At 65.6% G+C, this 23,906-nt stretch carries 25 protein-coding genes; 13 read left to right on the top strand and 12 right to left on the bottom strand.

Going from position 1 to position 23,906, the window contains the following annotated elements:
• Positions 1-3 precede the first annotated feature (3 nt).
• Together H276_RS0100370 and H276_RS0100365 are read left to right on the top strand one after the other, a co-directional pair.
• Positions 4-630 (top strand): response regulator transcription factor, encoded by a 627-nt coding sequence (locus tag H276_RS0100370; RefSeq protein ID WP_019969324.1) that lies wholly within the window; start codon positions 4-6, stop codon positions 628-630.
• A 457-nt stretch (positions 631-1,087) separates the two neighbouring features.
• Positions 1,088-1,492: a RidA family protein gene (locus H276_RS0100365; RefSeq protein WP_019969323.1), complete on the top strand. Its 405-nt coding sequence runs from the start codon at positions 1,088-1,090 to the stop codon at positions 1,490-1,492.
• Here H276_RS0100365 and H276_RS23750 read toward each other — a convergent pair.
• Positions 1,444-1,806 carry a DUF952 domain-containing protein gene (locus H276_RS23750; RefSeq protein WP_081625366.1) on the bottom strand — a complete coding sequence of 121 codons (363 nt, stop codon included), beginning with the start codon at positions 1,804-1,806 and terminating at the stop codon, positions 1,444-1,446. The genes H276_RS0100365 and H276_RS23750 overlap by 49 nt on opposite strands.
• A 157-nt stretch (positions 1,807-1,963) precedes the next feature.
• On the opposite strand from H276_RS23750, the gene H276_RS0100355 reads away from it, so the two are divergent.
• Together H276_RS0100355 and H276_RS0100350 are read left to right on the top strand one after the other, a co-directional pair.
• Positions 1,964-2,155: a hypothetical protein gene (locus H276_RS0100355; protein WP_026356416.1), complete on the top strand. Its 192-nt coding sequence runs from the start codon at positions 1,964-1,966 to the stop codon at positions 2,153-2,155.
• Positions 2,156-2,214: 59 nt separating this feature from the next.
• Positions 2,215-3,192 (top strand): YihY/virulence factor BrkB family protein, encoded by a 978-nt coding sequence (locus tag H276_RS0100350; RefSeq protein WP_019969322.1) that lies wholly within the window; start codon positions 2,215-2,217, stop codon positions 3,190-3,192.
• Here H276_RS0100350 and H276_RS0100345 read toward each other — a convergent pair.
• Positions 3,182-3,418, bottom strand: coding sequence for a DUF3039 domain-containing protein (locus H276_RS0100345; RefSeq protein ID WP_018600547.1), 237 nt, complete (start codon positions 3,416-3,418; stop codon positions 3,182-3,184). The two genes, H276_RS0100350 and H276_RS0100345, sit on opposite strands and share 11 nt — an antisense overlap.
• A gap of 158 nt (positions 3,419-3,576) precedes the next feature.
• Between H276_RS0100345 and H276_RS0100340 the strand changes: the two genes are divergently transcribed.
• The 3 genes from H276_RS0100340 to H276_RS0100330 all read left to right on the top strand — a co-directional run bounded on the left by H276_RS0100340 (position 3,577) and on the right by H276_RS0100330 (position 5,967).
• Complete coding sequence (locus tag H276_RS0100340) at positions 3,577-3,993, top strand: DUF3099 domain-containing protein (RefSeq protein WP_019969321.1); 417 nt, start codon at positions 3,577-3,579, stop codon at positions 3,991-3,993.
• 117 nt (positions 3,994-4,110) lie between these two features.
• Positions 4,111-5,100 (top strand): sigma-70 family RNA polymerase sigma factor, encoded by a 990-nt coding sequence (locus H276_RS0100335; RefSeq protein ID WP_255327448.1) that lies wholly within the window; start codon positions 4,111-4,113, stop codon positions 5,098-5,100.
• 171 nt (positions 5,101-5,271) lie between these two features.
• Positions 5,272-5,967, top strand: a complete 696-nt coding sequence (locus tag H276_RS0100330; protein WP_019969320.1) for an iron dependent repressor, metal binding and dimerization domain protein — start codon at positions 5,272-5,274, stop codon at positions 5,965-5,967.
• Positions 5,968-5,990: 23 nt separating this feature from the next.
• Here the strand turns inward: H276_RS0100330 and H276_RS0100325 are convergent, their stop codons facing one another.
• Positions 5,991-7,061: a DUF4192 domain-containing protein gene (locus H276_RS0100325; protein WP_019969319.1), complete on the bottom strand. Its 1,071-nt coding sequence runs from the start codon at positions 7,059-7,061 to the stop codon at positions 5,991-5,993.
• A 175-nt stretch (positions 7,062-7,236) separates the two neighbouring features.
• On the opposite strand from H276_RS0100325, the gene sthA reads away from it, so the two are divergent.
• Positions 7,237-8,643: a Si-specific NAD(P)(+) transhydrogenase gene (sthA, locus tag H276_RS0100315; protein ID WP_196807813.1), complete on the top strand. Its 1,407-nt coding sequence runs from the start codon at positions 7,237-7,239 to the stop codon at positions 8,641-8,643.
• Here sthA and H276_RS0100310 read toward each other — a convergent pair.
• Positions 8,640-9,479 carry a trypsin-like peptidase domain-containing protein gene (locus H276_RS0100310; protein WP_019969316.1) on the bottom strand — a complete coding sequence of 280 codons (840 nt, stop codon included), beginning with the start codon at positions 9,477-9,479 and terminating at the stop codon, positions 8,640-8,642. The two genes, sthA and H276_RS0100310, sit on opposite strands and share 4 nt — an antisense overlap.
• A gap of 183 nt (positions 9,480-9,662) precedes the next feature.
• On the opposite strand from H276_RS0100310, the gene H276_RS22350 reads away from it, so the two are divergent.
• The 3 genes from H276_RS22350 (at position 9,663) to H276_RS0100295 (ending at position 12,508) form a co-directional block, all read left to right on the top strand.
• Positions 9,663-10,700 carry a proteasome assembly chaperone family protein gene (locus H276_RS22350; protein ID WP_036460433.1) on the top strand — a complete coding sequence of 346 codons (1,038 nt, stop codon included), beginning with the start codon at positions 9,663-9,665 and terminating at the stop codon, positions 10,698-10,700.
• A gap of 35 nt (positions 10,701-10,735) precedes the next feature.
• Positions 10,736-11,758 carry an alpha/beta fold hydrolase gene (locus tag H276_RS0100300; RefSeq protein WP_019969314.1) on the top strand — a complete coding sequence of 341 codons (1,023 nt, stop codon included), beginning with the start codon at positions 10,736-10,738 and terminating at the stop codon, positions 11,756-11,758.
• A gap of 63 nt (positions 11,759-11,821) precedes the next feature.
• Positions 11,822-12,508, top strand: a complete 687-nt coding sequence (locus tag H276_RS0100295; protein WP_019969313.1) for a PhzF family phenazine biosynthesis protein — start codon at positions 11,822-11,824, stop codon at positions 12,506-12,508.
• A gap of 7 nt (positions 12,509-12,515) precedes the next feature.
• Here H276_RS0100295 and nrdR read toward each other — a convergent pair whose 3' ends face one another.
• Positions 12,516-12,968, bottom strand: a complete 453-nt coding sequence (gene nrdR, locus H276_RS0100290) for a transcriptional regulator NrdR (RefSeq protein WP_026356415.1) — start codon at positions 12,966-12,968, stop codon at positions 12,516-12,518.
• A gap of 160 nt (positions 12,969-13,128) precedes the next feature.
• The gene (locus tag H276_RS0100285; RefSeq protein ID WP_155942903.1) at positions 13,129-13,614 is read right to left on the bottom strand and encodes a LysM peptidoglycan-binding domain-containing protein; all 486 of its coding nucleotides are present in this window, start codon (positions 13,612-13,614) and stop codon (positions 13,129-13,131) included.
• A gap of 217 nt (positions 13,615-13,831) precedes the next feature.
• Between H276_RS0100285 and lexA the strand changes: the two genes are divergently transcribed.
• Positions 13,832-14,545, top strand: a complete 714-nt coding sequence (gene lexA / locus H276_RS0100280) for a transcriptional repressor LexA (protein WP_019969310.1) — start codon at positions 13,832-13,834, stop codon at positions 14,543-14,545.
• A 17-nt stretch (positions 14,546-14,562) separates the two neighbouring features.
• Here lexA and H276_RS0100275 read toward each other — a convergent pair whose 3' ends face one another.
• Both H276_RS0100275 and H276_RS0100270 read right to left on the bottom strand, forming a co-directional pair.
• Positions 14,563-16,806, bottom strand: a complete 2,244-nt coding sequence (locus H276_RS0100275) for an LGFP repeat-containing protein (RefSeq protein WP_026356413.1) — start codon at positions 16,804-16,806, stop codon at positions 14,563-14,565.
• A 166-nt stretch (positions 16,807-16,972) separates the two neighbouring features.
• Entirely contained in the window at positions 16,973-18,133 is a 1,161-nt protein-coding gene (locus H276_RS0100270) for an acyl-CoA dehydrogenase family protein (protein WP_019969308.1), read from the bottom strand.
• A gap of 228 nt (positions 18,134-18,361) precedes the next feature.
• On the opposite strand from H276_RS0100270, the gene H276_RS0100265 reads away from it, so the two are divergent.
• Entirely contained in the window at positions 18,362-19,882 is a 1,521-nt protein-coding gene (locus H276_RS0100265) for a PE-PPE domain-containing protein (protein ID WP_019969307.1), read from the top strand.
• 15 nt (positions 19,883-19,897) lie between these two features.
• On the opposite strand, the gene hflX is transcribed toward H276_RS0100265, so the two are convergent.
• The 4 genes from hflX to H276_RS0100245 are packed head-to-tail and all read right to left on the bottom strand — an operon-like array spanning position 19,898 to position 23,830.
• Positions 19,898-21,298 carry a GTPase HflX gene (hflX, locus tag H276_RS0100260; RefSeq protein ID WP_019969306.1) on the bottom strand — a complete coding sequence of 467 codons (1,401 nt, stop codon included), beginning with the start codon at positions 21,296-21,298 and terminating at the stop codon, positions 19,898-19,900.
• Between the two features lie 45 nt (positions 21,299-21,343).
• Positions 21,344-22,210 (bottom strand): diaminopimelate epimerase, encoded by an 867-nt coding sequence (gene dapF, locus H276_RS0100255; protein ID WP_026356411.1) that lies wholly within the window; start codon positions 22,208-22,210, stop codon positions 21,344-21,346.
• Between the two features lie 19 nt (positions 22,211-22,229).
• Positions 22,230-23,147: a tRNA (adenosine(37)-N6)-dimethylallyltransferase MiaA gene (miaA, locus tag H276_RS0100250; protein ID WP_026356410.1), complete on the bottom strand. Its 918-nt coding sequence runs from the start codon at positions 23,145-23,147 to the stop codon at positions 22,230-22,232.
• Positions 23,144-23,830: a hypothetical protein gene (locus H276_RS0100245; protein WP_026356409.1), complete on the bottom strand. Its 687-nt coding sequence runs from the start codon at positions 23,828-23,830 to the stop codon at positions 23,144-23,146. The genes miaA and H276_RS0100245 overlap by 4 nt, the downstream gene beginning before the upstream one ends.
• Positions 23,831-23,906: the final 76 nt, after the last annotated feature.

Raw genomic sequence — 23,906 nt, 5'->3', positions numbered from 1 at the left:
GCCATGCAGCGCCGAGTGTCCACCTACGTATACGCCGACGACCCGATCCTGCAGGCCGGCGTGATCAGTCAATTGCGGATGCGCCCGGAGATCGATGTCGTCGAATCCGGTGATCTCGCCGGCGTCGACGTCGGAATCGCGGTGGCCGACACGCTAGACGACGAGACCGTCCGCATCCTGCGCTCGCTGAAGAAGGCCGGCGTCGTACACACCGTCCTGGTGATGAGCGCCATCGACGACAGCACCGTCGTGAGCGCCGCCGAGGTCGGCGTCAGCGGGCTGCTCCGGCGCGGTGAGGCGACACCGGACCTGCTGGTCCGCACCATCCACAAGGTGGCTGCCGGCGACGGCGTCATCCCCTCGGATCTGCTCGGCCACCTGCTGGAGCAGGTGGGCCAGCTACAACGCCAGGTACTTTCGCCGCGCGGGCTGAGCTTCACCGGGTTGTCCGATCGGGAGGTTCAGGTGCTGCGGTTGATCGCCGACGGCCATGACACCAACGAGATCGCCCGGCAGTTGTGCTACAGCCAGCGCACCGTGAAGAACGTCCTGCACGACGTCACCACTCACCTGCAGTTGCGCAACCGATCGCATGCTGTTGCCTATGCGGTACGCGAAGGGCTCATCTGAATTCCTGCCCCGCGCACGGATGGTGCCCTCAGCGCCGATGGCCGACCGATGAGACGGGAATCGACAATCTGTGCACACCAAAGCCTTTCATTGACACGATGCCGTCGGTGTACTGGGATGACTGGCTGGCCGGGTCCCATGAACGCCGACGACCGGCTCGGCACCGAAGCGTCTAGGTTGCGTCAAATCTGCTGGGCTGCGGTGCGCGCCCCGACGTCGGCTGAACCATCGGTCTGACTGTGAAATATGTGATGTGCCAATGACATCCGCCAATATCACCGTCGACATAGCAGCGGCCGCAATGCTTTTCGAGTAGCGCGGCTGAGTCGCGATACCCCGACATATCACCGCCCTCCCCGGCACCGAGTGATTTCAAAGTGCTCCAGCGGGCTGCGCCGGCCCGGCCCACAGGCGCCGCGGGTGATCTGCCGGTGCGGGTTCCGGCTACGCTGACGGCATGTCGCAGCCGCGTGTCAACATCAGCTCCGGATCCGAATTCGAGGACGTCGTCGGATACTCCCGCGCCGTCCGGGTCGGCGGTCACGTCGCGGTCTCCGGCACCACCGGCGCCGGGGACGACGTCGCCGCCCAGACCCGCGACGCACTGGCCCGCATCGAACAGGCCCTGCGCGACGCCGGAGCCAGCCTCGCCGACGTGGTGCGCACCCGGGTGTTCGTCACTGACATCAGCCGATGGCGAGATGTCGCGGCAGCCCACGCCGAGGTATTCGGAAACATCCGTCCCGTCACGACGATGGTCGAGGTTTCGGCGCTAATCGCACCGGAACTACTCGTCGAGATCGAGACCGACGCCTACGTCGCCGAAAGTGGCGAAAACCTGCCGTCGGAGGCCGGCAGGTAGGCAGTGGTGGCCGTCACCGCCGTAGCGGGCAGTGGCCCATACAGATGTGGGAACAGCATGGCTTCGGGGTCGGACGGAACGCCAGGCTCCCAGCGCACCGGCGCTGTCAGCTCTGCGGAGTCGATATAGAGCAGCACCAGGTCGGTACGGCCGGCGTAGAGCCGGTTGGCAGGCAGATGCACCTGCTCAGGGGCTGAGAGATGGACGAAGCCCTGGGCGTCCAAAGAAGGCGGCCGATGCTCGCCGGACGCTTGGGCGCTCTGCCACTCCCGGGCACTGCATAGGTGGACCAGCACGGGCGGCAACGGATGCATATTGCCAGCTTGCCGGTCGAGCAATTCTCGGCCAAGTGAGACACGACACACCGGTAAACCCCTAGGGAACAACGCCGGAACCGAAAACGTCTGAGACAGTAGAGATACGCATCCCGGCGCCATTGCCGGGATGCGCAGAGCAGAAGACGGAGGAGCCATGAACGCAACTCTGACCACCCCGGAGCTAACCAGAGCCGATCGTTGCGACCGTTGCGGTGCTGCCGCACGAGTGCGCGCGACCCTGCCGTCGGGCAGCGAGCTTCTCTTCTGCCAGCATCACGCCAACGAGCATGAGGCCAAACTGGTAGAGCTGGCCGCCGTCATCGAAGTGAGCCCGGTCGAGGCATAGCGCAGCTGAGCACACCCGCCTAGGCAGGAGCACGCCTCGTCCGTAATGCTGGTCTGGACATGACCGGCCAGCCGCTTCCAGTACCTCCGTCACGCCATCACATCTGGCATATTGCACGGCGCACGTTGTCCAAGAGCTGGGACGACTCGATTTTCTCTGAATCGGCCCAGGCTGCTTTCTGGTGTGCGTTGTCATTGCCGCCGTTGCTGTTGGGGATGCTGGGCAGCCTGGCCTATATCGCGCCGCTGTTCGGGCCCGATACGTTGCCTGCGATCCTGGATCAGCTGATCAACACAGCGAACAGCTTCTTCTCGAAGAACGTCGTCAACGAGATCATCGAACCGACGATTCGTGACATCGCGTCCAGCGCGCGTGGCGAGGTGGTGTCGTTGGGGTTCGTGATCTCGTTGTGGGCGGGATCTTCAGCGGTCTCGGCATTCGTCGATTCGGTCGTGGAGGCCCACGACCAGACGCCGCTGCGACACCCGGTGCGCCAGCGGTTCTACGCCCTGGGCCTCTACGTGGTGATGTTGATCGGCGCGATCGCCACGGCGCCGTTCATCGCGCTGGGACCGCGCACAATAGGCGAGCACATCCCCGCTAGCTGGGACAACGGGCTGCGCTATGGATACTTCCCCGCACTGTTCCTGGCTGTGGTGGCCGGGGTGACGCTCCTGTACCGCGTGTCGTTGCCCAAGCCGCTGCCGACCCATCGACTGGTGCTCGGCTCGGTGCTGGCCACTGTGGTGTTCATGGTGGCGACAGTCGGGCTGCGCTTCTACCTGAACTGGATCACCCAAACCGGCTACACGTACGGTGCACTGGCCACCCCGATCGCATTCCTGCTGTTCGCGTTCTTCCTGGGCTTCGCCGTGATGCTGGGCGCCGAACTCAACGCCGCCATCCAGGAGGAATGGCCCGCGGCGGACACCCACGCCCAGCGACTGCGAGACTGGCTGGGGGACAAAGCGCTCAACGGAAACGGCTCGGCGGCCGGGGAGTCAGCCGCCGAGCCCGAAGAGCCGACTACTTCTTGAGCGATTCGTAGATACGCTTGCAGTCGGGACAGACGGGCGAACCCGGCTTGGCGGCCTTGGTCACAGGAAACACCTCGCCGCACAGCGCGACGACGTGGGTGCCCATCACAGCACTCTCGGCGATCTTGTCCTTCTTGACGTAGTGGAAATACTTCGGGGTGTCGCTGTCTGTGCCGTCGTCGACGCGTTCATCTGCATCGGTGCGCTCGATCGTCTGGGTCTGCATCTTTGTATTGTGCTCCTCACGTCGTCGGCTTCTATTCTGCTCCTCACGTCCGCGGCTTCTGTTCTGCTCCTCACGTCCGCGGCTCCTATTGTGCCCTTCACCGCCGCTCTAGGAAATCCGCCTGCGACGGCGCCGCCAAGGTGTGGAACAGTAGAGGTATGAAACAAAGCCATGAGCTGAGTTTCGACGACGATTTCGACGGTGAAGGTCGCCCGGTTCTCATCACCCGCGCCGAACCGGCCTATGAGGAACAACACCGCGCCCGGGTACGCAAGTACCTGACGTTGATGGCGTTTCGGGTGCCCGCGTTACTCCTGGCCGCCCTCGCTTACAACCTGTGGGGCAACGGCCTGATCTCGTTGGCGATCATCCTCGTTTCAGTACCGCTGCCGTGGATGGCTGTGCTGATCGCCAACGACCGTCCGCCTCGCCGCGCCGAGGAGCCCCGCCGCTACAAACATGGCGGGGAACGCATGCCACTCTTCCCGATCGCGCAAAGGCCTGCGCTGGAGCCCGACGGACCAGTCTCACCGCAACCGGATGAGGACCAGCCGCCGGGCAACGTTCCTGACTGAGCCACTTCTTTAGCTATTCTCAGGATAATCTCAGGTCATCGCCGAAAAACTGCAGGTCAACAGGCATGAAATCGGCAATCAACGGGAACTCTTGGTGGGCTCGCCGCGTTATACGTGGTGACAGTTCGAGCCGATCAGGAGGCCGTCATGGCAAATGCCACCACAAGCCGCGTTGACACCGATCTGGACGCCCAGAGCCCGGCTGCAGACCTCGTGCGCGTGTACTTGAACGGCATCGGCAAAACGGCGTTGCTCAATGCTGCCGATGAAGTAGAGCTCGCAAAACGTATTGAGGCCGGGTTGTATGCCCAGCATCTGCTGGACACCAAGAAGCGCCTCGGCGAGACCCGCAAACGCGAGCTGGGAATCGTCGTCCGGGACGGGGAGGCCGCCCGGCGACATCTGCTGGAGGCCAACCTGCGCCTGGTTGTGTCGTTGGCGAAGCGTTACACGGGCCGCGGCATGCCGCTGCTGGACCTGATCCAGGAGGGCAACCTTGGGCTCATCCGGGCCATGGAGAAGTTCGATTACACCAAGGGCTTCAAGTTCTCCACTTACGCCACCTGGTGGATCCGGCAGGCCATCACCCGCGGTATGGCTGACCAGAGTCGCACCATCCGCTTGCCCGTCCACTTGGTCGAGCAGGTCAACAAGCTGGCCCGGATCAAGCGGGAAATGCATCAGAACCTCGGACGCGAGGCCACCGACGAGGAGCTGGCCGAAGAATCGGGCATCCCGGTCGAGAAGATCAACGATCTGCTGGAGCACAGTCGCGATCCGGTAAGCCTGGATATGCCGGTAGGCACCGACGAAGAAGCGCCGCTCGGCGACTTCATCGAAGATTCCGAAGCCATGTCGGCAGAGAACGCGGTGATCTCCGAACTCCTGCACACCGACATCCGCTACGTGCTGGCCACGCTCGACGAACGTGAGCAGCAGGTGATCCGGCTGCGGTTCGGCCTCGACGACGGCCAGCCGCGCACGCTCGACCAGATCGGCAAGCTGTTCGGACTGTCCCGCGAGCGGGTCCGCCAGATCGAACGCGAGGTCATGTCCAAACTCCGCAACGGCGAGCGAGCCGACCGGCTCCGCTCGTATGCAAGCTAAGCGTGCCCCCAGGATGTGCCCGTCGGATTGCCCGGCGGGCACATCGCGTTTCACCCGCTTTGTCCGCCGGAAGGCTCCGCCGCAACGGTAAGCAGTACGACCACGTTGGTCGCCTCTTCAAGCCACCCGAACGGTAGACTGAGCGATGAAGTTTGGGCTGGGAAGGCGCGAATGAACGATCTTATCGATACCACCGAGATGTATCTGCGGACCATCTACGACCTCGAAGAAGAAGGCGTGGTGCCTCTGCGGGCCCGCATTGCCGAGCGACTTGACCAGAGTGGGCCCACTGTCAGCCAGACGGTGTCACGAATGGAGCGCGACGGGCTGTTGCACGTCGCCGGTGACCGGCACCTGGAACTCACCGACAAGGGCCGTGCTCTCGCGGTCGCGGTGATGCGTAAGCACCGGCTGGCCGAGCGGCTTCTCGTCGACATCATCGGGCTCCCCTGGGAAGACGTGCACGCCGAGGCGTGCCGGTGGGAACACGTGATGAGTGAAGACGTCGAGCGGCGGCTGATGCAGGTACTGAACAACCCCACCACCTCACCGTTCGGCAACCCCATCCCGGGATTGTCCGAGCTCGGGGTCGGGGCCACCGGATTCGACTCTGGCGACGTAAGCCTGGTCCGTCTGACTGAACTTCCGGTCGGCTTGCCGGTGGCGGTCGTGGTGCGCCAGCTGACCGAGCACGTTCAGGGTGACACCGAGTTGATCGGCCGACTCAAGGACGCCGGCGTCGTGCCCAACGCCCGGGTCACCGTCGAGGCCAACGACCGCGGCGGAGTCATGATCCTGATCCCCGGCCACCAGCAGGTCGAGCTGCCCCATCACATGGCGCACGCCGTCAAGGTGGAGAAGGTCTGATCTCACCCGAGCGGGCCGCCCGGTCACGCACCGGCCCGTCGATTGCGTCCACCGAAAGCCCGCCGCGACGGCAATTGCACGCCGAGTCGATCGGCCTGCCGGTAGCCGCTCAGGGCCAGCTCACGGATCTGGTCGGGTCGCATACCCGACTGCAGTGCGGTGTCGAGCATGCCCGCCATCCGATGATCCGGTTGGCAATCCAACGCGGCGTCCAGTGATACTCCGGTCAATGGGCCGTCGCCCCTCACGTAGGCCGAGAAAGCGAGCAGCGCGAGCGCCTCGGCCCGCCACGGCGGCGGCAACGCGCGAGCTAGCTCGGCCCACAGCGCCTCCGCTGCCCCGGCGCTGTCCCCCACCGCCAGCGCATACAACGTGTCGCGTACCCGTGGGTCGGTCAAGGCCACAGCGATTCGGGCGATCTCGTCATCGCTGGGCGGCTTCCCGTCGGCGAACCGGGTCGCCGTAGCTATCGCCGCTTCAATATCGCCGCGTATCCGGGCACGGCTGCGCGGCGCCGAGGTTTCCGGCAGATCATCGATCACCCGAGCCAACCGCCCGCCCCGGACCGGGTCGGCATCGATGATCTGCTGCAGTTCCTCGCGCCGCCGGTAGAGCCTGCGTCCGTCGAGCACCGCAGCGACAGCCAACGGCGACGCGGACGGATCCTCGACGGTGCCGTGGCTGCCGCAACCGTCGGCGCAGTGCCAGTGACCGCCGGCGGCCACTCGATCGACCACGTGTGCGGCGAGTAGTTCAATGCCGCACGCCGCGAGCCGGTCGGCCAGCATCCCGGCCAGCGCACGAAACTCGTCGTTGCACTGCTGGCAGTCCGCGGCGTGCTCGTCGACGAAGACCGCAATGGCCGAGTGCGGCTCGGCTGCCGCAGCCACCGAGACCAGGTGGTCGATCCGGCCTGTCATGTCTGGCGACAGATCGACGCGCAAAACGCATCCCAGTACACCGTCATCGACGGTGACCAAAACCAGCGACTGCTCGGGCACGAAGCCGAGGACCGCGGGCAGCGCGGCGATCAGAGTGCCGGGCCGGTCGAGGCCGAACTGCGCGGTATCCGGTGAATCCGATGAAAATGTCATGGTCAGACCGTCGCAGCAGCCACCGTCAGCACTTGCCCGCCGCGGTACCCGATCACCGCCCCCTGTGGATGAAACTCGCTTTGGGGATGACGGTCGGAGCATTTGTTCATGCGCAATTTGGCGCGGTCCACGTGCGAGATCACGGCAATCGGCGTAAACACTTCCCATGGGTTCGATGCAGGAGTACGACCTCGTCGTCATTGGTTCAGGTCCCGGCGGTCAACGTGCCGCGATCGCCGCCGCAAAGCTCGGTAAGACCGTTGCGGTCATCGAGCGCGGACGAATGCTCGGCGGGGTCTGCGTCAACACCGGCACCATCCCGTCCAAGACGCTGCGGGAGGCGGTCGTCTACCTGACCGGGATGAGCCAGCGCGAGCTGTACGGCGCCAGTTACCGCGTCAAGGAGAAGATCACGCCAGCCGATCTGCTGGCGCGCACTCAGCACGTCATCGGCAAGGAGATCGACGTGGTGCGTTCGCAGCTCATGCGTAACCGCATCGAGCTCTACACCGGGCACGGCCGCTTCGCCGACGACCACACCCTCCTGGTCGAGGATCCGAACCGGGCCGAGCTGGTGTCGGTCCGCGGCCGCTACATCGTCCTGGCCACCGGCACCAAGCCTGCCCGCCCGGCCGGCGTCGAGTTCGACGAACAGCGCGTGCTGGATTCCGACGGAATCCTCGACCTCAAATCACTGCCCACCTCGATGGTGGTGGTCGGTGCCGGTGTCATCGGCATTGAGTACGCATCGATGTTCGCCGCGCTGGGCACCAAGGTGACCGTGGTCGAAAAACGCGACTCCATGCTGGATTTCTGCGACCCGGAGATCGTGGAAGCGCTCAAGTTCCACCTGCGTGATCTGGCTGTGACCTTCCGGTTTGGTGAGGAGGTGACCGCTGTCGACGTCGGGGCCGCCGGGACCGTCACGACCCTGGCCAGCGGCAAGCAGATCCCGGCCGAGACGGTGATGTACTCGGCGGGCCGCCAAGGCCAGACCGATCACCTCGACCTGTCCAAAGCCGGTCTGGAGTCCGACAACCGAGGCCGAATCTTCGTCGACGACAACTTCTGTACCAAAGTCGACCACATCTATGCCGTCGGGGATGTCATCGGCTTCCCCGCCCTGGCCGCGACTTCGATGGAGCAGGGCCGACTCGCGGCCTACCACGCGTTCGGCGAGCCCACCAAGGGCATGATGCAGCTGCAACCCATCGGTATCTACTCGATTCCCGAGGTGTCCTACGTCGGTGCCACCGAGATCGACCTGACCAGGGACTCGATTCCCTACGAGGTCGGGGTCTCCCGCTACCGCGAGCTGGCCCGCGGACAGATCGCCGGCGACTCCTATGGCATGCTCAAACTGCTGGTGTCCACCGAGGACCTACGTCTGCTGGGCGTCCACATCTTCGGCACCAGCGCCACTGAGATGGTGCACATCGGCCAAGCCGTCATGGGTTGCGGTGGCACCGTGGAGTACCTCGTTGACGCGGTGTTCAACTACCCGACGTTCTCCGAGGCCTACAAGGTCGCCGCGCTCGACGTGATGAACAAACTGCGCGCGCTCAACCAGTTCCGCGCTTAACAGCCGCTGTCGTAGGCCGATGGGGCAGAATCCCCTGCCCCGCCGGCCTCCGCGCGGGCCAGCAGTTCCAAAACCGAGTCGTCGAACCGGGGCGAAAAAGATAGATTGTCGTCGCAGCCCCCACCGTCCGGGCCGCCGATCAAGCCGATCTCGGTTGACCCCACCGTCCATGGTGCGCCGCTGAAACCATCGGTCAGGCCGATGCACGGAAGCGACGGATAACCTGCGTCCGACAGCCCGGTGACTCCCCGGCAGCCGAGTGGATTGCCGCCCGACCCCATCGGATAACCGGTCACCATGACCGACGTACCCACGGGCGGTGTGGACCCCACGGTCAGGCCGCCACCGGCCGAGGACTGCACCGATCCGGTATCGGCTGCGGCGTCGTGACGTACCCGCGCGATGGCGAAATCGGCGTGCGGGTCTTGCGATGCGACCCACCGAGGATCCAGGTACACCGCGGTGATCCGCCAGCTGGCGTCGGTCCCACCGTGGAATCCCGGAATGAACGTCGTGCCTATGCCGTCGGCGACGCAGTGCGCGGCCGTGAGGATCAGATCACCGGTACTGCTGTCGAGTACCGCGGCGCTGCAAGTGTGCACCGAATCCGCGGCTCCACCACCCGGAAACACCGCACCCACGCGTGGATCGGGTGCGACAGGAGCTGCGCCCCCGACGACATTGGCGTCCGGAGTGATCTCCGCAACCGAGCCGGCCGGCGTCGACGCGGAAGGTGTTACCACGGAACCGGCGCGCCCCGCCGGCACGCCGCATGATGCGACGACGACGACCGTGGCCGCCGTGACCGCCAGCATCCGAACCCTGACCGCCTCCATGACCACCGATCCTGCCCGATATCCATCGCTCAGGCCGGAATGCCGGCTTGGCGGTGCCTGTTCGAATTTCACATGCGGGGCGTGACACGCCTACGCGATGGGAATGCGCGACACTATATGGCACCGCACGGGGCCCCGGACCCGATCTGGACCGGGGTCTGCAGCGACAAGGAGACGGAAGAGATGGCCGACAGTAGCGACCACCCTGAGCACCACTACCAGCCCGATCAGAGCGGGATGTACGAGCTGGAGTTCCCGGCACCGCAGTTGTCGGCGTCCGACGGACGTGGCCCGGTGATGATCCACGCACTGGAAGGGTTCTCCGACGCGGGCCACGCGATCCGGCTGGCGGCCGAGCATCTGAAGGACAGCCTCGACACCGAGCTGGTCGCCTCGTTCGCCATCGACGAACTACTCGACTACCGGTCGCGCCGGCCACTGATGATGTTCAAGACCGACCATTTCACCGGCTATGAAGACCCCGAACTCAACCTCTACGCCCTGCACGACAGCGTCGGCACGCCGTTTCTGCTGCTGGCCGGTATGGAACCGGACCTGCGCTGGGAGCGATTCATCACCGCGGTCCGGTTGCTCGCCGAGCGGCTCGGCGTCCGTCAGACGATCGGTCTCGGCACCATCCCGATGGCGGTGCCGCACACTCGTCCCATTACGTTGACCGCGCACGCCAACAACAAGGAGTTGATCGCCGAGCACACCCCATGGGTCGGCGAGGTGCAGGTGCCTGCCAGTGTGTCCAATCTCCTGGAATTCCGGATGGCCCAGCACGGTCACGAGGTGGTCGGGTTCACCGTCCACGTTCCGCATTACCTGGCCCAGACCGAGTATCCGCCCGCAGCCGAGGCGCTGCTGGCCGAGGTGGCGAGAACCGGTTCGCTGCAATTACCGCTCGCCGCGCTGTCCGAAGCCGGCGCCGAGGTGTACGGGAAGATCAACGAGCAGGTTGAGGCGAGCACCGAGGTGGCCCAAGTGGTGACGGCGCTGGAGCGACAGTACGATGCTTTCGTTGCTGCACAGGAGAATCGATCTCTACTTGCGAGGGACGATGAACTGCCTAGCGGCGACGAGTTGGGTGCCGAGTTCGAACGTTTCCTCGCCCAACAGACGGGTGACAAGTTCAAAGACGACAAGTACAAGGACGACAGATATCGGAGCGACCGGTACACGGACGGCCCGGACGATGTAGACCCGAACCACCCATAGGACCCGCGGCAGGGCCGACAGCGAGGCTGGCGAACATGACGGAGCGAAAGCCCAATCTGCGGTCGGTGCGCAAGGTCACGCCAGTACTGGAGTTTCGCACGGTCCACGGGTATCGGCGTGCGTACCGGGTGGCCGGGTCCGGTCCGGTGATCCTGCTCATCCACGGCATCGGCGACAACTCGACCACCTGGCATACCGTGCAGACCGCGCTGGCGCAGCGGTTCACCGTCATCGCACCGGATCTGCTCGGGCACGGCCGCTCGGACAAACCCCGTGCGGACTATTCCGTCGCCGCCTACGCCAACGGCATGCGGGACCTGCTCAGCGTCCTCGACATCGACCGGGTCACCGTGATCGGCCATTCGCTCGGCGGTGGGGTGGCGATGCAATTCGCCTACCAGTTCCCGCAGTTGGTCGACCGCCTGGTTCTCGTCGGTGCCGGCGGGGTGACCAAGGACGTCAATCTCGCACTGCGTATCGCCGCACTGCCGATGGGTAGCGAGGCGCTGGCCTTGTTGCGGTTGCCACTTGTCCTGCCCGCGCTGCAGATCATCGGTCGCGCCGCGGGAACGTTGTTGGGCTCCACCGGTATCGGACGCGACATCCCCGACATGTTGCGTATCCTGGCCGATCTGCCTGAGCCAACCGCTTCGTCCGCGTTCGCCCGCACGCTGCGTGCAGTGGTGGACTGGCGGGGCCAGGTCGTCACCATGCTGGACCGCTGTTACTTGACCGAATCCGTTCCCGTGCAACTCATCTGGGGCGCCTTGGACTCCGTGATTCCGGTCAGTCACGCGCTGATGGCACATGCGGCAATGCCCGGTTCCCGATTGGAGATCTTCGAGGGATCCGGGCATTTTCCATTCCATGACGATCCCGACCGTTTCGTCGAGACAGTGGAACGGTTCATCGACTCCACCGAACCTGCTGTCCACGACCAGGAAATACTGCGAAACCTGTTGCGCACCGGGATCAGCGAGGCCGCCATCTCGGGATCCCTCGACACCCAGGTCGCTGTGCTCGACGCCATGGAAGCCGACGAACGCAGCGCCACCTAGCCCTGTCCGCGAAGCCGGCCCGGAGACACGTCGCCGGTGACCGTAACCACGTAACATCGGCTTATGGCCATTGATGTGACCGTACTGCGTGTGTTCACCGATTCTGACGGCAAGTTCGGCAACCCGCTCGGCGTGGTCGACAACAGCACCGTGGACCCCGCCGACCGCCAGCGGATTGCCACCGAATTAGGTTACAGCGAAACGATTTTCGTCGATGTTCCGCCGCCGGGCGGCAACTCCGCCCACGCCCGGATCTACACGCCGACAGCGGAACTGGCATTCGCGGGACACCCGACCGTGGGAGCCTCGTGGTGGCTACGCGACATCGGAAAGCCGGTCAAGACTTTGCAGGTGCCGGCCGGGATCGTGCAGGTTGAATACGATGATGACCTGGCCGCGGTGAACGCCCGCTCGGAATGGGCTCCGGAGTTCGTCATCCATGACCTGACCTCCATCGACGAGCTGATGGCCGTGCAGCCCGACGACTTCTCCGACGATGTCGAGAACTACCTGTGGACGTGGATCGACCGGGATCAGGGTGTACTGCGCTCACGGATGTTCGCCCCGCATCTGGGCATCCCCGAGGATGAAGCCACCGGATCGGCCGCCGTGCGGATGACCGACTATCTCAGCTGCGATCTGACGATCATCCAGGGCAAGGGTTCGGTGATCTACACGCGGTGGAGCCCCGAAGGCTGGGTTCGGGTGGCAGGCAGTGTCGCCAACGACGGCCCCACCCAGCTGGACTAGGGAACGGTCAGTCAGATCGGTGCGCGCGCAGCGCCTCAATCTCCCGTTCGAAATCTTCGGCCGAGGTGAACGACCGATACACCGAGGCGAATCGCAGGTAGGCCACTTCGTCAAGTTCTCGCAGAGGTCCCAGGATCGCCAGGCCGACCTCATGGCTGGGTATCTCCGGCGTGCCTAAGCCCCTCACAGCGTCCTCGACCTGTTGGGCCAGCAGATTGAGCGCATCGTCGTCGACCTGTCGGCCCTGGCAGGCCCGCCTTACGCCACGCACCACCTTTTCCCGGCTGAACGGTTCGGTAACGCCGCTGCGTTTGACCACGGCCAGCACCGCGGTCTCCACCGTGGTGAATCGGCGACCGCATTCGGGGCACGATCGCCTGCGCCGGATGGCCTGCCCCTCATCGGTTTCCCGGGAATCGACCACCCGCGAATCGGGATGACGGCAGAAGGGACAGTGCATCACCGCTCCTTCGTCGTTCCGCCAGACCACAAGCTCGAGTGCTCTTGAGCCTACCCGCGCCGCCGGCGGGACCCCCCACGCCGGGCCCAACGGCACTGACGTAGCCGAGCATGTCGCGAGCACCTTTGCACAGCAGCCTGTTTCAGCCCTCATGGCATGGTCAGCCGACCGGTGCGATGAGGGTCTGACCGGCCTCCACAGCCACCGACTTGAGCTGGTTCAGGTCGCGGATCTGCTCCACAACCTCGGACACGGGCGCATCGGGTGCCACCCGCCGGGCTACCTGCTGCAGAGACTCACCGGCATGTACTTGAACCACAGCCAGCTCGCCGGGTATCGGCGCGGACGTCCCGACCACGCCGCCCAGCTGCGCCACCAGGCCCAGCCACACGGTGATTGCGGCAGCCACCAGCGCCAACAGGACCGTGGTGATCGGTGTGATCGGCTTGCGGCGATGCGATGCCCGCGACATCAGCACCCCGGTGCCGCGATAACGCAGTGCCGCTCCACCCGGACGCATCGGAGTGGGACGGTGTACCGACCGGGGCCGGCGAATAGGACGCACGTCATGCTGCGGCGGCAGCGGACGGGGCCGACTCGCCAACACAGATGCGCGGGTCTCTGCGGGAATGTGGAGGATGGCCATCTGACTGCCTTTCAGGTCGGACGGGTTCGCTTCTGTGTTCGAATGTACTCGCTCAGGTGTTCGAACAATAGAACGTGTGATCGAACTGTTGCCAAACGATAAGCCGGGGTACCGACAAGTCCTCGTCGACAAAGCTCCGGCAGCTTCGGCAGCAAGCGGACAACACGCCTCGAACACATGTTTGATCAATGGCAGTTCAGCGACTAGATTCGTCGCCATGAGCGACGAGAGCACCGACAGCCCGGCCGCCGACAACGAGGGCGCCGGTCGGCGCCGCACCCCCGACGCCAGCCTCACCGAGCGGCAGCGGACCATCCTCGAGGTGATCCGTGCGTCGGTCACCAGTCGCGGCTACCCCCCGAGCATCCGGGAGATCGGCGACGCGGTCGGCTTGACGTCGACATCCTCGGTCGCACATCAGTTACGCACGCTCGAGCGCAAAGGCTACCTACGGCGCGACCCCAACCGGCCACGCGCAGTCGACGTGCGAGCCGCAGACGATCCGGCGGTCGCCCCGCTGGTGGCCACTGACGTGGCGGGATCGGATGCCTTGCCGGAGCCCACGTTCGTACCGGTGTTGGGTCGCATTGCCGCGGGCGGTCCGATCCTGGCCGAACAAGCGGTCGAGGACGTGTTCCCCCTGCCTCGTGAGCTTGTCGGCGAAGGCTCGCTGTTCCTGCTCAAGGTGGTCGGTGACTCTATGGTCGACGCCGCGATCTGCGACGGTGACTGGGTGGTGGTGCGCCAGCAGAACGTGGCTGACAACGGCGACATCGTCGCGGCGATGATTGACGGCGAAGCGACCGTCAAGACGTTCAAGCGGACCCGCGGCCAAGTGTGGCTCATGCCGCACAACCCCGCCTACGATCCGATCCCGGGTAACGACGCAGCCATCCTGGGCAAGGTCGTCACCGTCATCCGCAAGATCTAGGACCGGATCGTGCGGGCTCAGTCGGCCCGTACGAATCCGTTCGTCCGAGCAAATTCTTCACTGGCGAACCAGATTTCGGCGACCGCGTCGTCGTATTCGCGGCTGTCGGGCGACCAGTACAGGCCTGATTTTGTGTCGGCCTTGATCGGGTAGCCCTGGGGCGCCCGCTGCAGATCATCCAACGGCAGGTGCAGGGCTGTAGCGCTGGCCACCGGCCCATCCAGTTCGATCGCCGCGTGGCGTCCGCTGTGTGTCTCGGGATCCGGATCGATTTGGGGTGTGAGCGTCAGGATGGGCGTCGGCGCGGTATCGACATTGTCGGAATCGAAACTGTCGGGATCGAAGTCGGGCTCACCGGCGGAGTACGTAGCTCCGTACAGTTCCTCGCCGAAGGCACCCACAGCATCGGCGTCATCCTGCTCATCGAGGTCATCCTCGTCATGGTCACGGTCGTCGTCGCTGACCAGCTCGACGGCCTCCTCCGCCGGTTCGTCGTCATCGACGTCACCGACCGGGTCGACCCGAGTGGACTGAACCCACTGGCCGACTGGCATCGCGATGTCGGTCGGGTCGTCGTACGGCGAAGGCGCCGGCGTGTACGCCGAAGCGGATTCGTGAGGTCCGGCGAACCGCGCCGCACCGGCGTCGCCGCTCCCGTAGGCAGCCGGCTCGAACAGGTTCGACTCATCGACGTTTTGTGCCCCTGCATTGGTGGCGCCATAGTCCTGCACGTCATGGTCATGCGCCTCGTAATGACCCTGTTGGTAACCGGCCTGCTCGTACTGTTCCTGAGGGTGCGGCCCTTCCCCGTACCGGTCGTCGTCGCGCCCCTCGTCGTAACCGGCCTCGTCGTAATGGTCATCGCCCTCGAACGCATCGTGGTCGAAGTCGTCGTCGACGCGGCCCCGACCGCGACGCCACAGTGCGGCACCGACGATCAGACCGGCCACCAGCACAACCGGGATCACCGCCAGCAGCCACCACCAATTCCAATGCCACGCGAACGGCTTGCCCGGTTCAGAGTGAGAGGCCTGCGGCGCTCCGTGGATCTGGGAAGTGTCGAGGCCGGGAATCTCGAGACCCGCCAGCGAGGATGCCAGGTTGGGTGGCTCGGTGGTGAAGGTGTTGTCCGAGCGGTCCCAGGAGATGGCTCCTCCGCTGAACTTCTGCGTGACCACGTTGTCGTTCTCGGTCTGATCCGACATCGGTGCGCCCAGGTCACCGTGGCCGCCGCCGAGCTTCTGCCAGGCCGCGTTCATCGCACCGCGCACGATCACCGCGCCGTAATCGGGAGTCAGGAAGATGACGGGCTTGTCGGCCGCTGCGAACGAGACGGTCTGACTGTTCTGCCCGAAACCGCCGTCGGCTTCGCTGCTGGTCGGGAAACCCAGATCCCCCTCGGGGCCGCCGACGCTGTCGTACTTCTCGAGCAGTTGACCACTTATGGCGTTGGCCCCGGTGGCGGGGGTGTAGAAGATCTTGCCGTGCGCATAGTTCTGTCCGATCCCGTCACCACCGATCGGGTACTGGTCGCCGTCTTTGGCGCCCAGCGGCCCCATATCGCCCCCCGAGGCCCGATGCGCCGCGTTGATGGCCGTCGTCGGGTCGTCGGGAACTGTGAGGCCTCCTAGTTGACCTGCCAGATCCGCGGGGTCTGTGGTGAACTCCTTGGCCTTCGGATTCCAGGACAACTCACCGCCGGTGAACTTCTGCGAAACGATGTCGCCGCGGTAAGCCTCGTCCTCCGAGGGCACTCCCAGAACACCGGCGGACCCCCCCAGCTTGTCCCAGCCGGCATTGATTGCCCCCCGGACCACGTGCGCTCCGGTCGCCGGAGTCCAGAAGATCACCGGTCTGTCGGAAGCACTGAACGTGGAATTGCGGCTGTCCGGCGCCCGTCCGGCACCCTCGTCGATGGTGGGGAATCCGAGATCGCTGTCGGCAGGACCGCCGAGCGACTCGTATTTGTCCAGGATGGCGCCCATGACGTAGTGCGCCCCGGTCGCAGGAGTGAAAAAGATCTTCCCGGTGGCGAAGTCCTGTCCGAATCCCGAGCCGACGGCATAGACGTCACCGCTGTGCGCCCCCAGCGGTCCGTTGTCGCCACCGCTGGCATCCCAGGCCGCAGAGATGGCGGCGCCGGCATCGGATTCGGGGCTCGCCGCCGCCACTGGCGCCAACAGGCCGGCGACGGCCAGCGCCAACAGACCGGTCGTCACCCGCCGAACGGTCCCGTTCAGCCTTGCTCCCGGTCGCGTCATGCATCCTCCCCGCTGTTCGGCAAAGTCCCGCAGAATGTATCTCGCCGGACAACTCTGCTTCAGTGGACGACGATAACCAAGGAACGTGGCCGATCACGGATCAAAACTCCGTGATTTATCCACTTTGCGGGCCTCGATACGGGCGATTCGGAAGATTCTGGCCGGGTCAGACACCCAAACTACGGCCGATGATCTCCTTCATGATCTCGGTGGTGCCACCGTAGATCGTCTGAACCCTGGCATCCAGATACGCACGCGCGATCGGATACTCACGCATGTATCCATAGCCTCCGTGCAGCTGCAGACAACGGTCAATGAGGCTGACCTGCTTCTCGGTCGAATACCACTTGGCCATCGCGGCCTGCTCCACGGTGAGCTTTTCGTCGAGGTGCAGCCGGACGAATTCATCGACCATCATCCGCACCACGGTGGCCTCCGTGGCCAGTTCAGCCAACAGGAAACGGCTGTTCTGGAAACTGCCGATCGGCCTGCCGAACGCTTTACGTTCCTTGGTGTACTGCAGTGTCTGCTCCAGCACCGTCTCCATGGCCGTCGCGGCCATGATCGCGATCGAGATGCGTTCCTGCGGCAGGTTCTGCATCAGGTAGACGAACCCCTGCCCCTCCTCGCCGAGCAGGTTCTCCACTGGCACTTTCACGTCGGTGAACGACAGCTCGGCGGTGTCCTGGGCCTCCAGACCGATCTTGTCGAGGTGCCGGCCGCGCTCGAAACCCTCCATGCCGCGCTCGACGACTATCAGTGAGAAGCCCAGGGCACCCTGCTCCGGGTCGGTCTGCGCCACAACGATCACCAGGTCGGAGTGGATGCCGTTGGTGATGAACGTCTTGGACCCGTTGAGGACGTAGTGGTCACCATCGCGCACCGCGCGGGTCTTGATGCCCTGCAGGTCACTACCGGTACCCGGCTCGGTCATTGCGATCGCCGTGATCAATTCCCCGGTACAGAACTTCGGCAGCCAACGCTGCTTCTGTTCCTCGTTGGCCAACCGCAGAAGGTAGGGGGCGACGACGTCGTTGTGCAGCCCGAAGCCGATGCCGCTGTAACGGCCGGCCACCGTCTCCTCCGTGATGATCATGTTGTAGCGGAAGTCCGGGTTCCCGCCGCCGCCGTACTCCTCGGGCACCGCCATCCCGAGAAAGCCCTGTTTGCCGGCCTCCAGCCAGACGCCGCGGTCGACGATCTTGTCCTTCTCCCACTGGTCGTGATACGGCGCGACATGCCGTTCCAGGAACGCTCGGTACGACTCGCGGAAAAGTTCGTGTTCGGGTTCGAACAGCGTGCGCTCGTACTTCACAACACCACCCATGGTGTGACCTCCGGTACCGGGTTTTCGAACTTGGGCCCAACCTATACCAACCGGATGGTCGGCCACACTGGAGGTGGGCGGGCCGTGTCGTGTTCACCGCGCAAGCCAATACCGGCAGGTTCGCTCGATTTCTATGTGCTCGTTGCGTCACGATGCAAAAATCCCGTGAGCGCTGATGTCGGCGTCAGCGGAAGGGGAGACGACCGGATGCGGATCTCAGCTAGTTCTATGACCCGTTCCCTGCTGGTGGCTGGCGTGGCGATGTTCGGTTCCGCGGTCCTCGGGGTGACGACGACGCTGGCGGCCGAGGTCGCACTGAATGCCGCGGTGACGCCGTTGGTGGTCCCGGGTACCGGGACACCGAACCCGAAGGATTCCGACAATTACATGGGCAATGCTGTCGCCTACTACGTGGAGCCGGGCGGTACCTGCGGGGCGGATGGATGCACGACGCCGGTGCCGGTGCCCTACATCGCCCAGTTCTGGCCGTTTCCATTCCCTGGCTGGGGCGGTTTGCAAGGCGCGAAGTGGAACGTCTCAGTGGCCAGCGGCGTGACCAGCCTGACCAGCCAGCTCGTGGGGTCCAACAATCCGACCGACGACCACCCGGTCATCGTCTTCGGCTATTCGCAAGGCGCCACTGTTGCCGGCATCGTCAAGGGTCAGTTGGCCGATCTGCCTACCGACCAGAAGGACGACCTGACGTTCGTCCTGATCGGCGACCCGAACCGGCCGAACGGCGGGCTGTTCGAACGGCTCGCGATGCTCGGAACGGTGCCGGTGCTGGATGCAACGTTCGGCCAGCCGACTCCCACCGACACCGGCATCACGACCTACGACATCGCATTGCAGTACGACGGTGTCTCGGATGCTCCGTCGTGGGTGCTCAACCCATTGGCCATGGCCAACGCGCTCGCCGGGTTCGGGTACGTCCACGGCACCTATCTGGCACCTGATGGAACCGACCCGGCGTCGGCCACGCCCTACGGCTACACGCCTGAACAGGTACAGGCCGCAGTGGCCAACGCCAAGGCCGACTGCAGTGAGGCGACCCACTGTCAGCAAGAGGGCGACACCTACTACATCACGCTGCCGGCGAAATACCTCCCGATCATGCAGCCCTTACTCGACCTCGGCGCGGCGACCGGCACGTCCGAGATCGTGGTGCCGGTCGTCAACCTGATCTCCCCGACGGTGCAGACACTCATCGAAACCGGCTACGACAGAAGCGATTACGGAACTCCGACGCCGTTTCAGCTGGTCCCGAAGATCAACCCTGTCACGCTGGCCGTTGACCTCGTCAACGATATCCCCGAAGGCATCGCCGCCGCGAGCCAACCCGGGCTCGCCCCGCTACCCGGATGGACCGACCCCACCCAAACCGTGATCACAGCGCCGACCACCACCGACACCGCACCCGCCCCGATCACGGCCACCAGCACACCGGACGTCCAAAAAGTAACCGCCACAACCGATCTCAAGCCGTCGCCACGGCTCAGCGCCATCGCCAAACCCACCAAGGGCGCAACCGGAACCGCTGCCGCGGCCACCCAAACGGACCGGCCGTCGCTGCGGAAGACGTTGGGAGTCAACGAACATCCGGTCCATGACCTGGCGAAGTCACTCGGCAGCACAGTGCGCAAGTCGCTCGGTCAGGACGGCACCAAGGTCACCCCCAAGAGCAGCACCGGCATCAAGACCACCCACAAGGACGACGGCGGCACCAAGGTAGCCAAGCCCGCGGCCTGATCCGCGAGTCGGCTCTCAGAACGTCGCGAACTCGCGCAGGCTCGCCGCCAACGGGATCGGCACGCGCGCTTTGACCCTGGTGCCGTCGGTGCCGTGTTCGGTGGCGTCGATGCGGCCCTCGGCGTGCAGTTTGGCCATCAGGTCGCCACGCTCGTACGGGATGGTCACGTCGACCATGGTGTCTGTCGGCTCGACCAACTCCCCCATCCGTTGCCGCAGCCGGTCCAACCCGTCACCGGAGTGCGCCGAGACGAATACCGCGTCGGGCAGCGCACGGCGCAGCTGGGCCAACGCCAAGTCCCCTGTGGCATCGATCTTGTTGACCACCAGTAGTTCCGGCGCCCGGCGCCCGTCGTGCTCGGCGATCACGTCGCTGATCACCTGCCGCACCGCGCTGATCTGAGCCAGCGGGTTGGCATCGGAGCCGTCGACCACGTGCACGAGCAGGTCGGCGTCCACGACCTCTTCGAGGGTGGACCGGAACGCTTCCACCAACTGCGTGGGCAGGTGCCGCACGAACCCGACGGTGTCGGTCAGCACGAACGGGCGTCCGTCGTCGAATTCCCCACGGCGCGAGGTGGGTTCGAGGGTGGCGAACAACGCGTTCTCCACCAGCACCCCGGCCCCGGTCAACGCGTTGAGCAGGCTCGACTTACCGGCGTTGGTGTAGCCGACGATCGCCACCGACGCGACGTCGGAGGTCAGCCGGCGACTGCGCTGGGTGTCACGGACCTTCTTCATGTCGCGAATCTCGCGGCGCAGCTTGGACATGCGCTCGCGGATCCGCCGGCGGTCGGTCTCGATCTTGGTCTCGCCCGGACCGCGGGTCCCGACGCCGCCGCCGGCACCGCCGGCTCGACCGCCGGCCTGCCGGGACATCGACTCGCCCCAGCCGCGCAGCCGCGGGAGCATGTACTCCATCTGGGCCAGCGACACCTGCGCCTTGCCCTCGCGGCTGGTCGCGTGCTGGGCGAAGATGTCGAGGATCAGCGCGGTGCGGTCGATGACCTTGACCTTGACCACCTTTTCCAGGGAGTTCAGCTGAGCCGGCGAGAGCTCGCCGTCGCAGATCACGGTGTCGGCCCCGGTCGCCAGCACCACCTCGCGCAACTCGGCGGCCTTACCGGAACCGATGTAGGTGGACGGATCGGGCTTGTCGCGACGCTGGATGAGCCCTTCGAGGACCTCTGAGCCCGCGGTCTCGGCCAGCGCCGCCAACTCGGCCAGGCTGGCGTCGGCGTCGGCCGAGGTGCCGTCGGTCCACACGCCGACGAGCACGACTCGTTCCAGCCGTAGCTGTCGGTATTCGACCTCGGAGACGTCGGTCAGTTCTGTGGATAGCCCGGCGACGCGGCGCAGTGAGGCGCGATCCTGGAGGGCAAGTTCACCGGTGCTGGGTGTCTGTGGGTACGTCATATGTGCTTCCAGATTGTCACGTCGACCACCCGGTCCGCACCCCAATTACGCGTGCGCAGTGTTCCACCAGGCCTCGGACAGTTCGCCGCGCGCCACCAGGACCGACGGTCCCCGCAGATAGCTGGTGGATTCGGTGACGGTCACACTCACTTCCCCGCCGGGTATGCGCACCTGCAGGGTCCCCGTGTCGGCACCGTGATGTGCCAGCGCAGCCACCGTTGCGGCGACGGTTCCGGTGCCGCAGGATCGCGTCTCGCCGACCCCGCGTTCGTGTACCCGCATACTCACGACGCCATCGACCGGCGCGGTCAATATCTCGACGTTGACACCGTCGGGGAACAGCGCAGAGTCGAATGACACCGGCGAACCCACGTCGAGGGCAGCCAGATCCGCCTGATCGATCCCCACGCAGGCCAAGTGGGGATTACCGACATCGACGGCCAGGCCCGAGAAGCTGCGGCCGCCGACCACGGCCGAGCCGATGCCGAACCGGTTGGCCTTGCCCATCTCGACGGTGACCTCGGCTGTGTCGGCGTCGGCGTGGTGCAGCACCACCGGGCGCGGCCCCGCCAGCGAGCCGACGACGAACTCGTCGGCGGCCTCCAGGCCCGAGGCCTTCAGGTAGTGGGCGAACACGCGGACCCCGTTGCCGCACATCTGTGCGATGGAGCCGTCGGCATTGCGGTAGTCCATGTACCAGTCGTCGGCCGCAACGCCGTCGGGTAACCGGTCGAAAACGCCGGCAGCCAGGGCGGCGCCGGCCGTGGTCACCCGCAGTACGCCGTCAGCGCCCAGACCGCGTCGGCGGTCGCACAGCGCGGCCACGGCGTCGGGCTGCAGCGACAGGCGCGCGTCGAGGTCGGGCAGCACCACGAAATCGTTCTGGGTGCCGTGGCCTTTCACGAAACTCACGCCGCCGAAGATCACCTGATCAGGATACGTGTCGCCAGATCCGCTCGGCGTGCTCGACCGTCGCGTCGGAGGCGCCGTCCAGCCACGCCACCCGGTGATCCCTGCGGAACCAGGACCGCTGCCTACGCACATAGCGGCGGGTGCCGATGAACGTCGGCTCCGCAGCGGCCGAACCGTCGCCGCCGGCGTCGAGGTCGGCCAGCACCTGGGCGTACCCCAGCGCCCGCGCGGCCGTCACACCGTCGCGTAAACCGCGCTCGCGCAGCGCCCGCACCTCGTCCACCAGACCGTCGGCGAACATCTTGTCGGTGCGCTGCGCCAGCCGCTCGTCGAGGACTGTGGTGTCCCAGTCCAATCCGATGATCGCAGTGTCCCAGCGGGGCACCCCGATGCGCGGTGCGGACGCCGCGAACGGCTGCCCGGTCAGCTCCACCACCTCCAGCGCCCGCACAATCCGTCTGCCGTCGGTGGGCAGGATCGAAGCCCCTGCCGCGGGATCGACCTCGGTCAGCTCGGCGTGCAGGGCCGCCACCCCGATCTCGGCCAGCCGCTCCTCCCACCGTGCCCGCACCGCGGGGTCGGTGGCCGGAAACGCCCACTCGTCCAGCAGCGACTGGACGTAGAGCATCGAACCGCCGACGATGACGGGCACCGCGCCGCGCGCCGCGATGGCTTCCACGTCCGCCGCCGCAGCCTGCTGGTAGCGAGCCACTGTGGCGGTCTCGGTGACCTCGAGCACGTCGAGTTGGTGATGCGGGATGCCGCGGCGTTCGGCGACTGTCAGTTTGGCGGTGCCGATGTCCATGCCACGGTAGAGCTGCATGGCATCGGCATTCACTATTTCGACGCCGATCTTGCCGCTCAATCTCTCGGCCAGAGCCAGCGCCAACGCGGACTTGCCGGTTCCGGTCGGCCCGATGATCGCTATCGGCCTCACGGGTGCCACACCCCGACGAAGTACCCGACGCCGTAGGGCGCTCCGCGGTAGAGCTCACGCGCCCCGGCAGGGGCAGGCTCGGTGAGCCCGGCCAGCACCTGATACGCGACCCGGCCCACGATCGACTCGGGGAGCCTGAGCAGGGCCGCGGCATCGCCGCGGGCCAGGGCATCGTCGAGGGCACGCTGCACCACACCGGACTCCGGGTCGTAGCCGCCCGGCGCCGCCGCAGTAAGCGTGTGTGCGCCGTCGGCCACGACCAGCACGCCGACCGGGTCCGCCGATTCGTCGATCAGGGCACGCAGCCGGCGGCCGCGTGCCAGTACCACGTCAACAGGATGCGAGCGCGCGTACACCCGCACCTCGGCGCGCGCTTCGGGGCTCGCCTTGTCCCTGATCCAGCCGGCGACGAGCGCGCAGAGCGGTAATTCAGTCGGCGTTTTCGGGCCGCGGGGTTGCAGCGCGACCGCCACGTCAACGCCGTAGCCGGCGAACGTGCCGGCCAGGTCGGGACCGATGACGGTGTCGGCGCTCCCGACTCCGACAACCACCCAACGGGCTGGCAGCGTGTGGGCTGCCGCGACGACGGCCGCGCGGAGGTCGGTCAGTTCATCAGCGGCCGCACCCATCAGCTCGGGTACCAGGATCGGCGCCGACGGGACGATTGCGATGGCGCTCAGCACCACCCCAAACTAGTGCGCAGCCACCGCCGCCGCGGCCGGCAGGCCTGGCCATCAGTCCTCGTCATCCCATGCTCAC

This window comes from Mycobacterium sp. 141, from assembly GCF_000382405.1.
GTDB lineage: Bacteria > Actinomycetota > Actinomycetes > Mycobacteriales > Mycobacteriaceae > Mycobacterium.
This window is presented reverse-complemented; position numbering and strand designations above follow the sequence as displayed.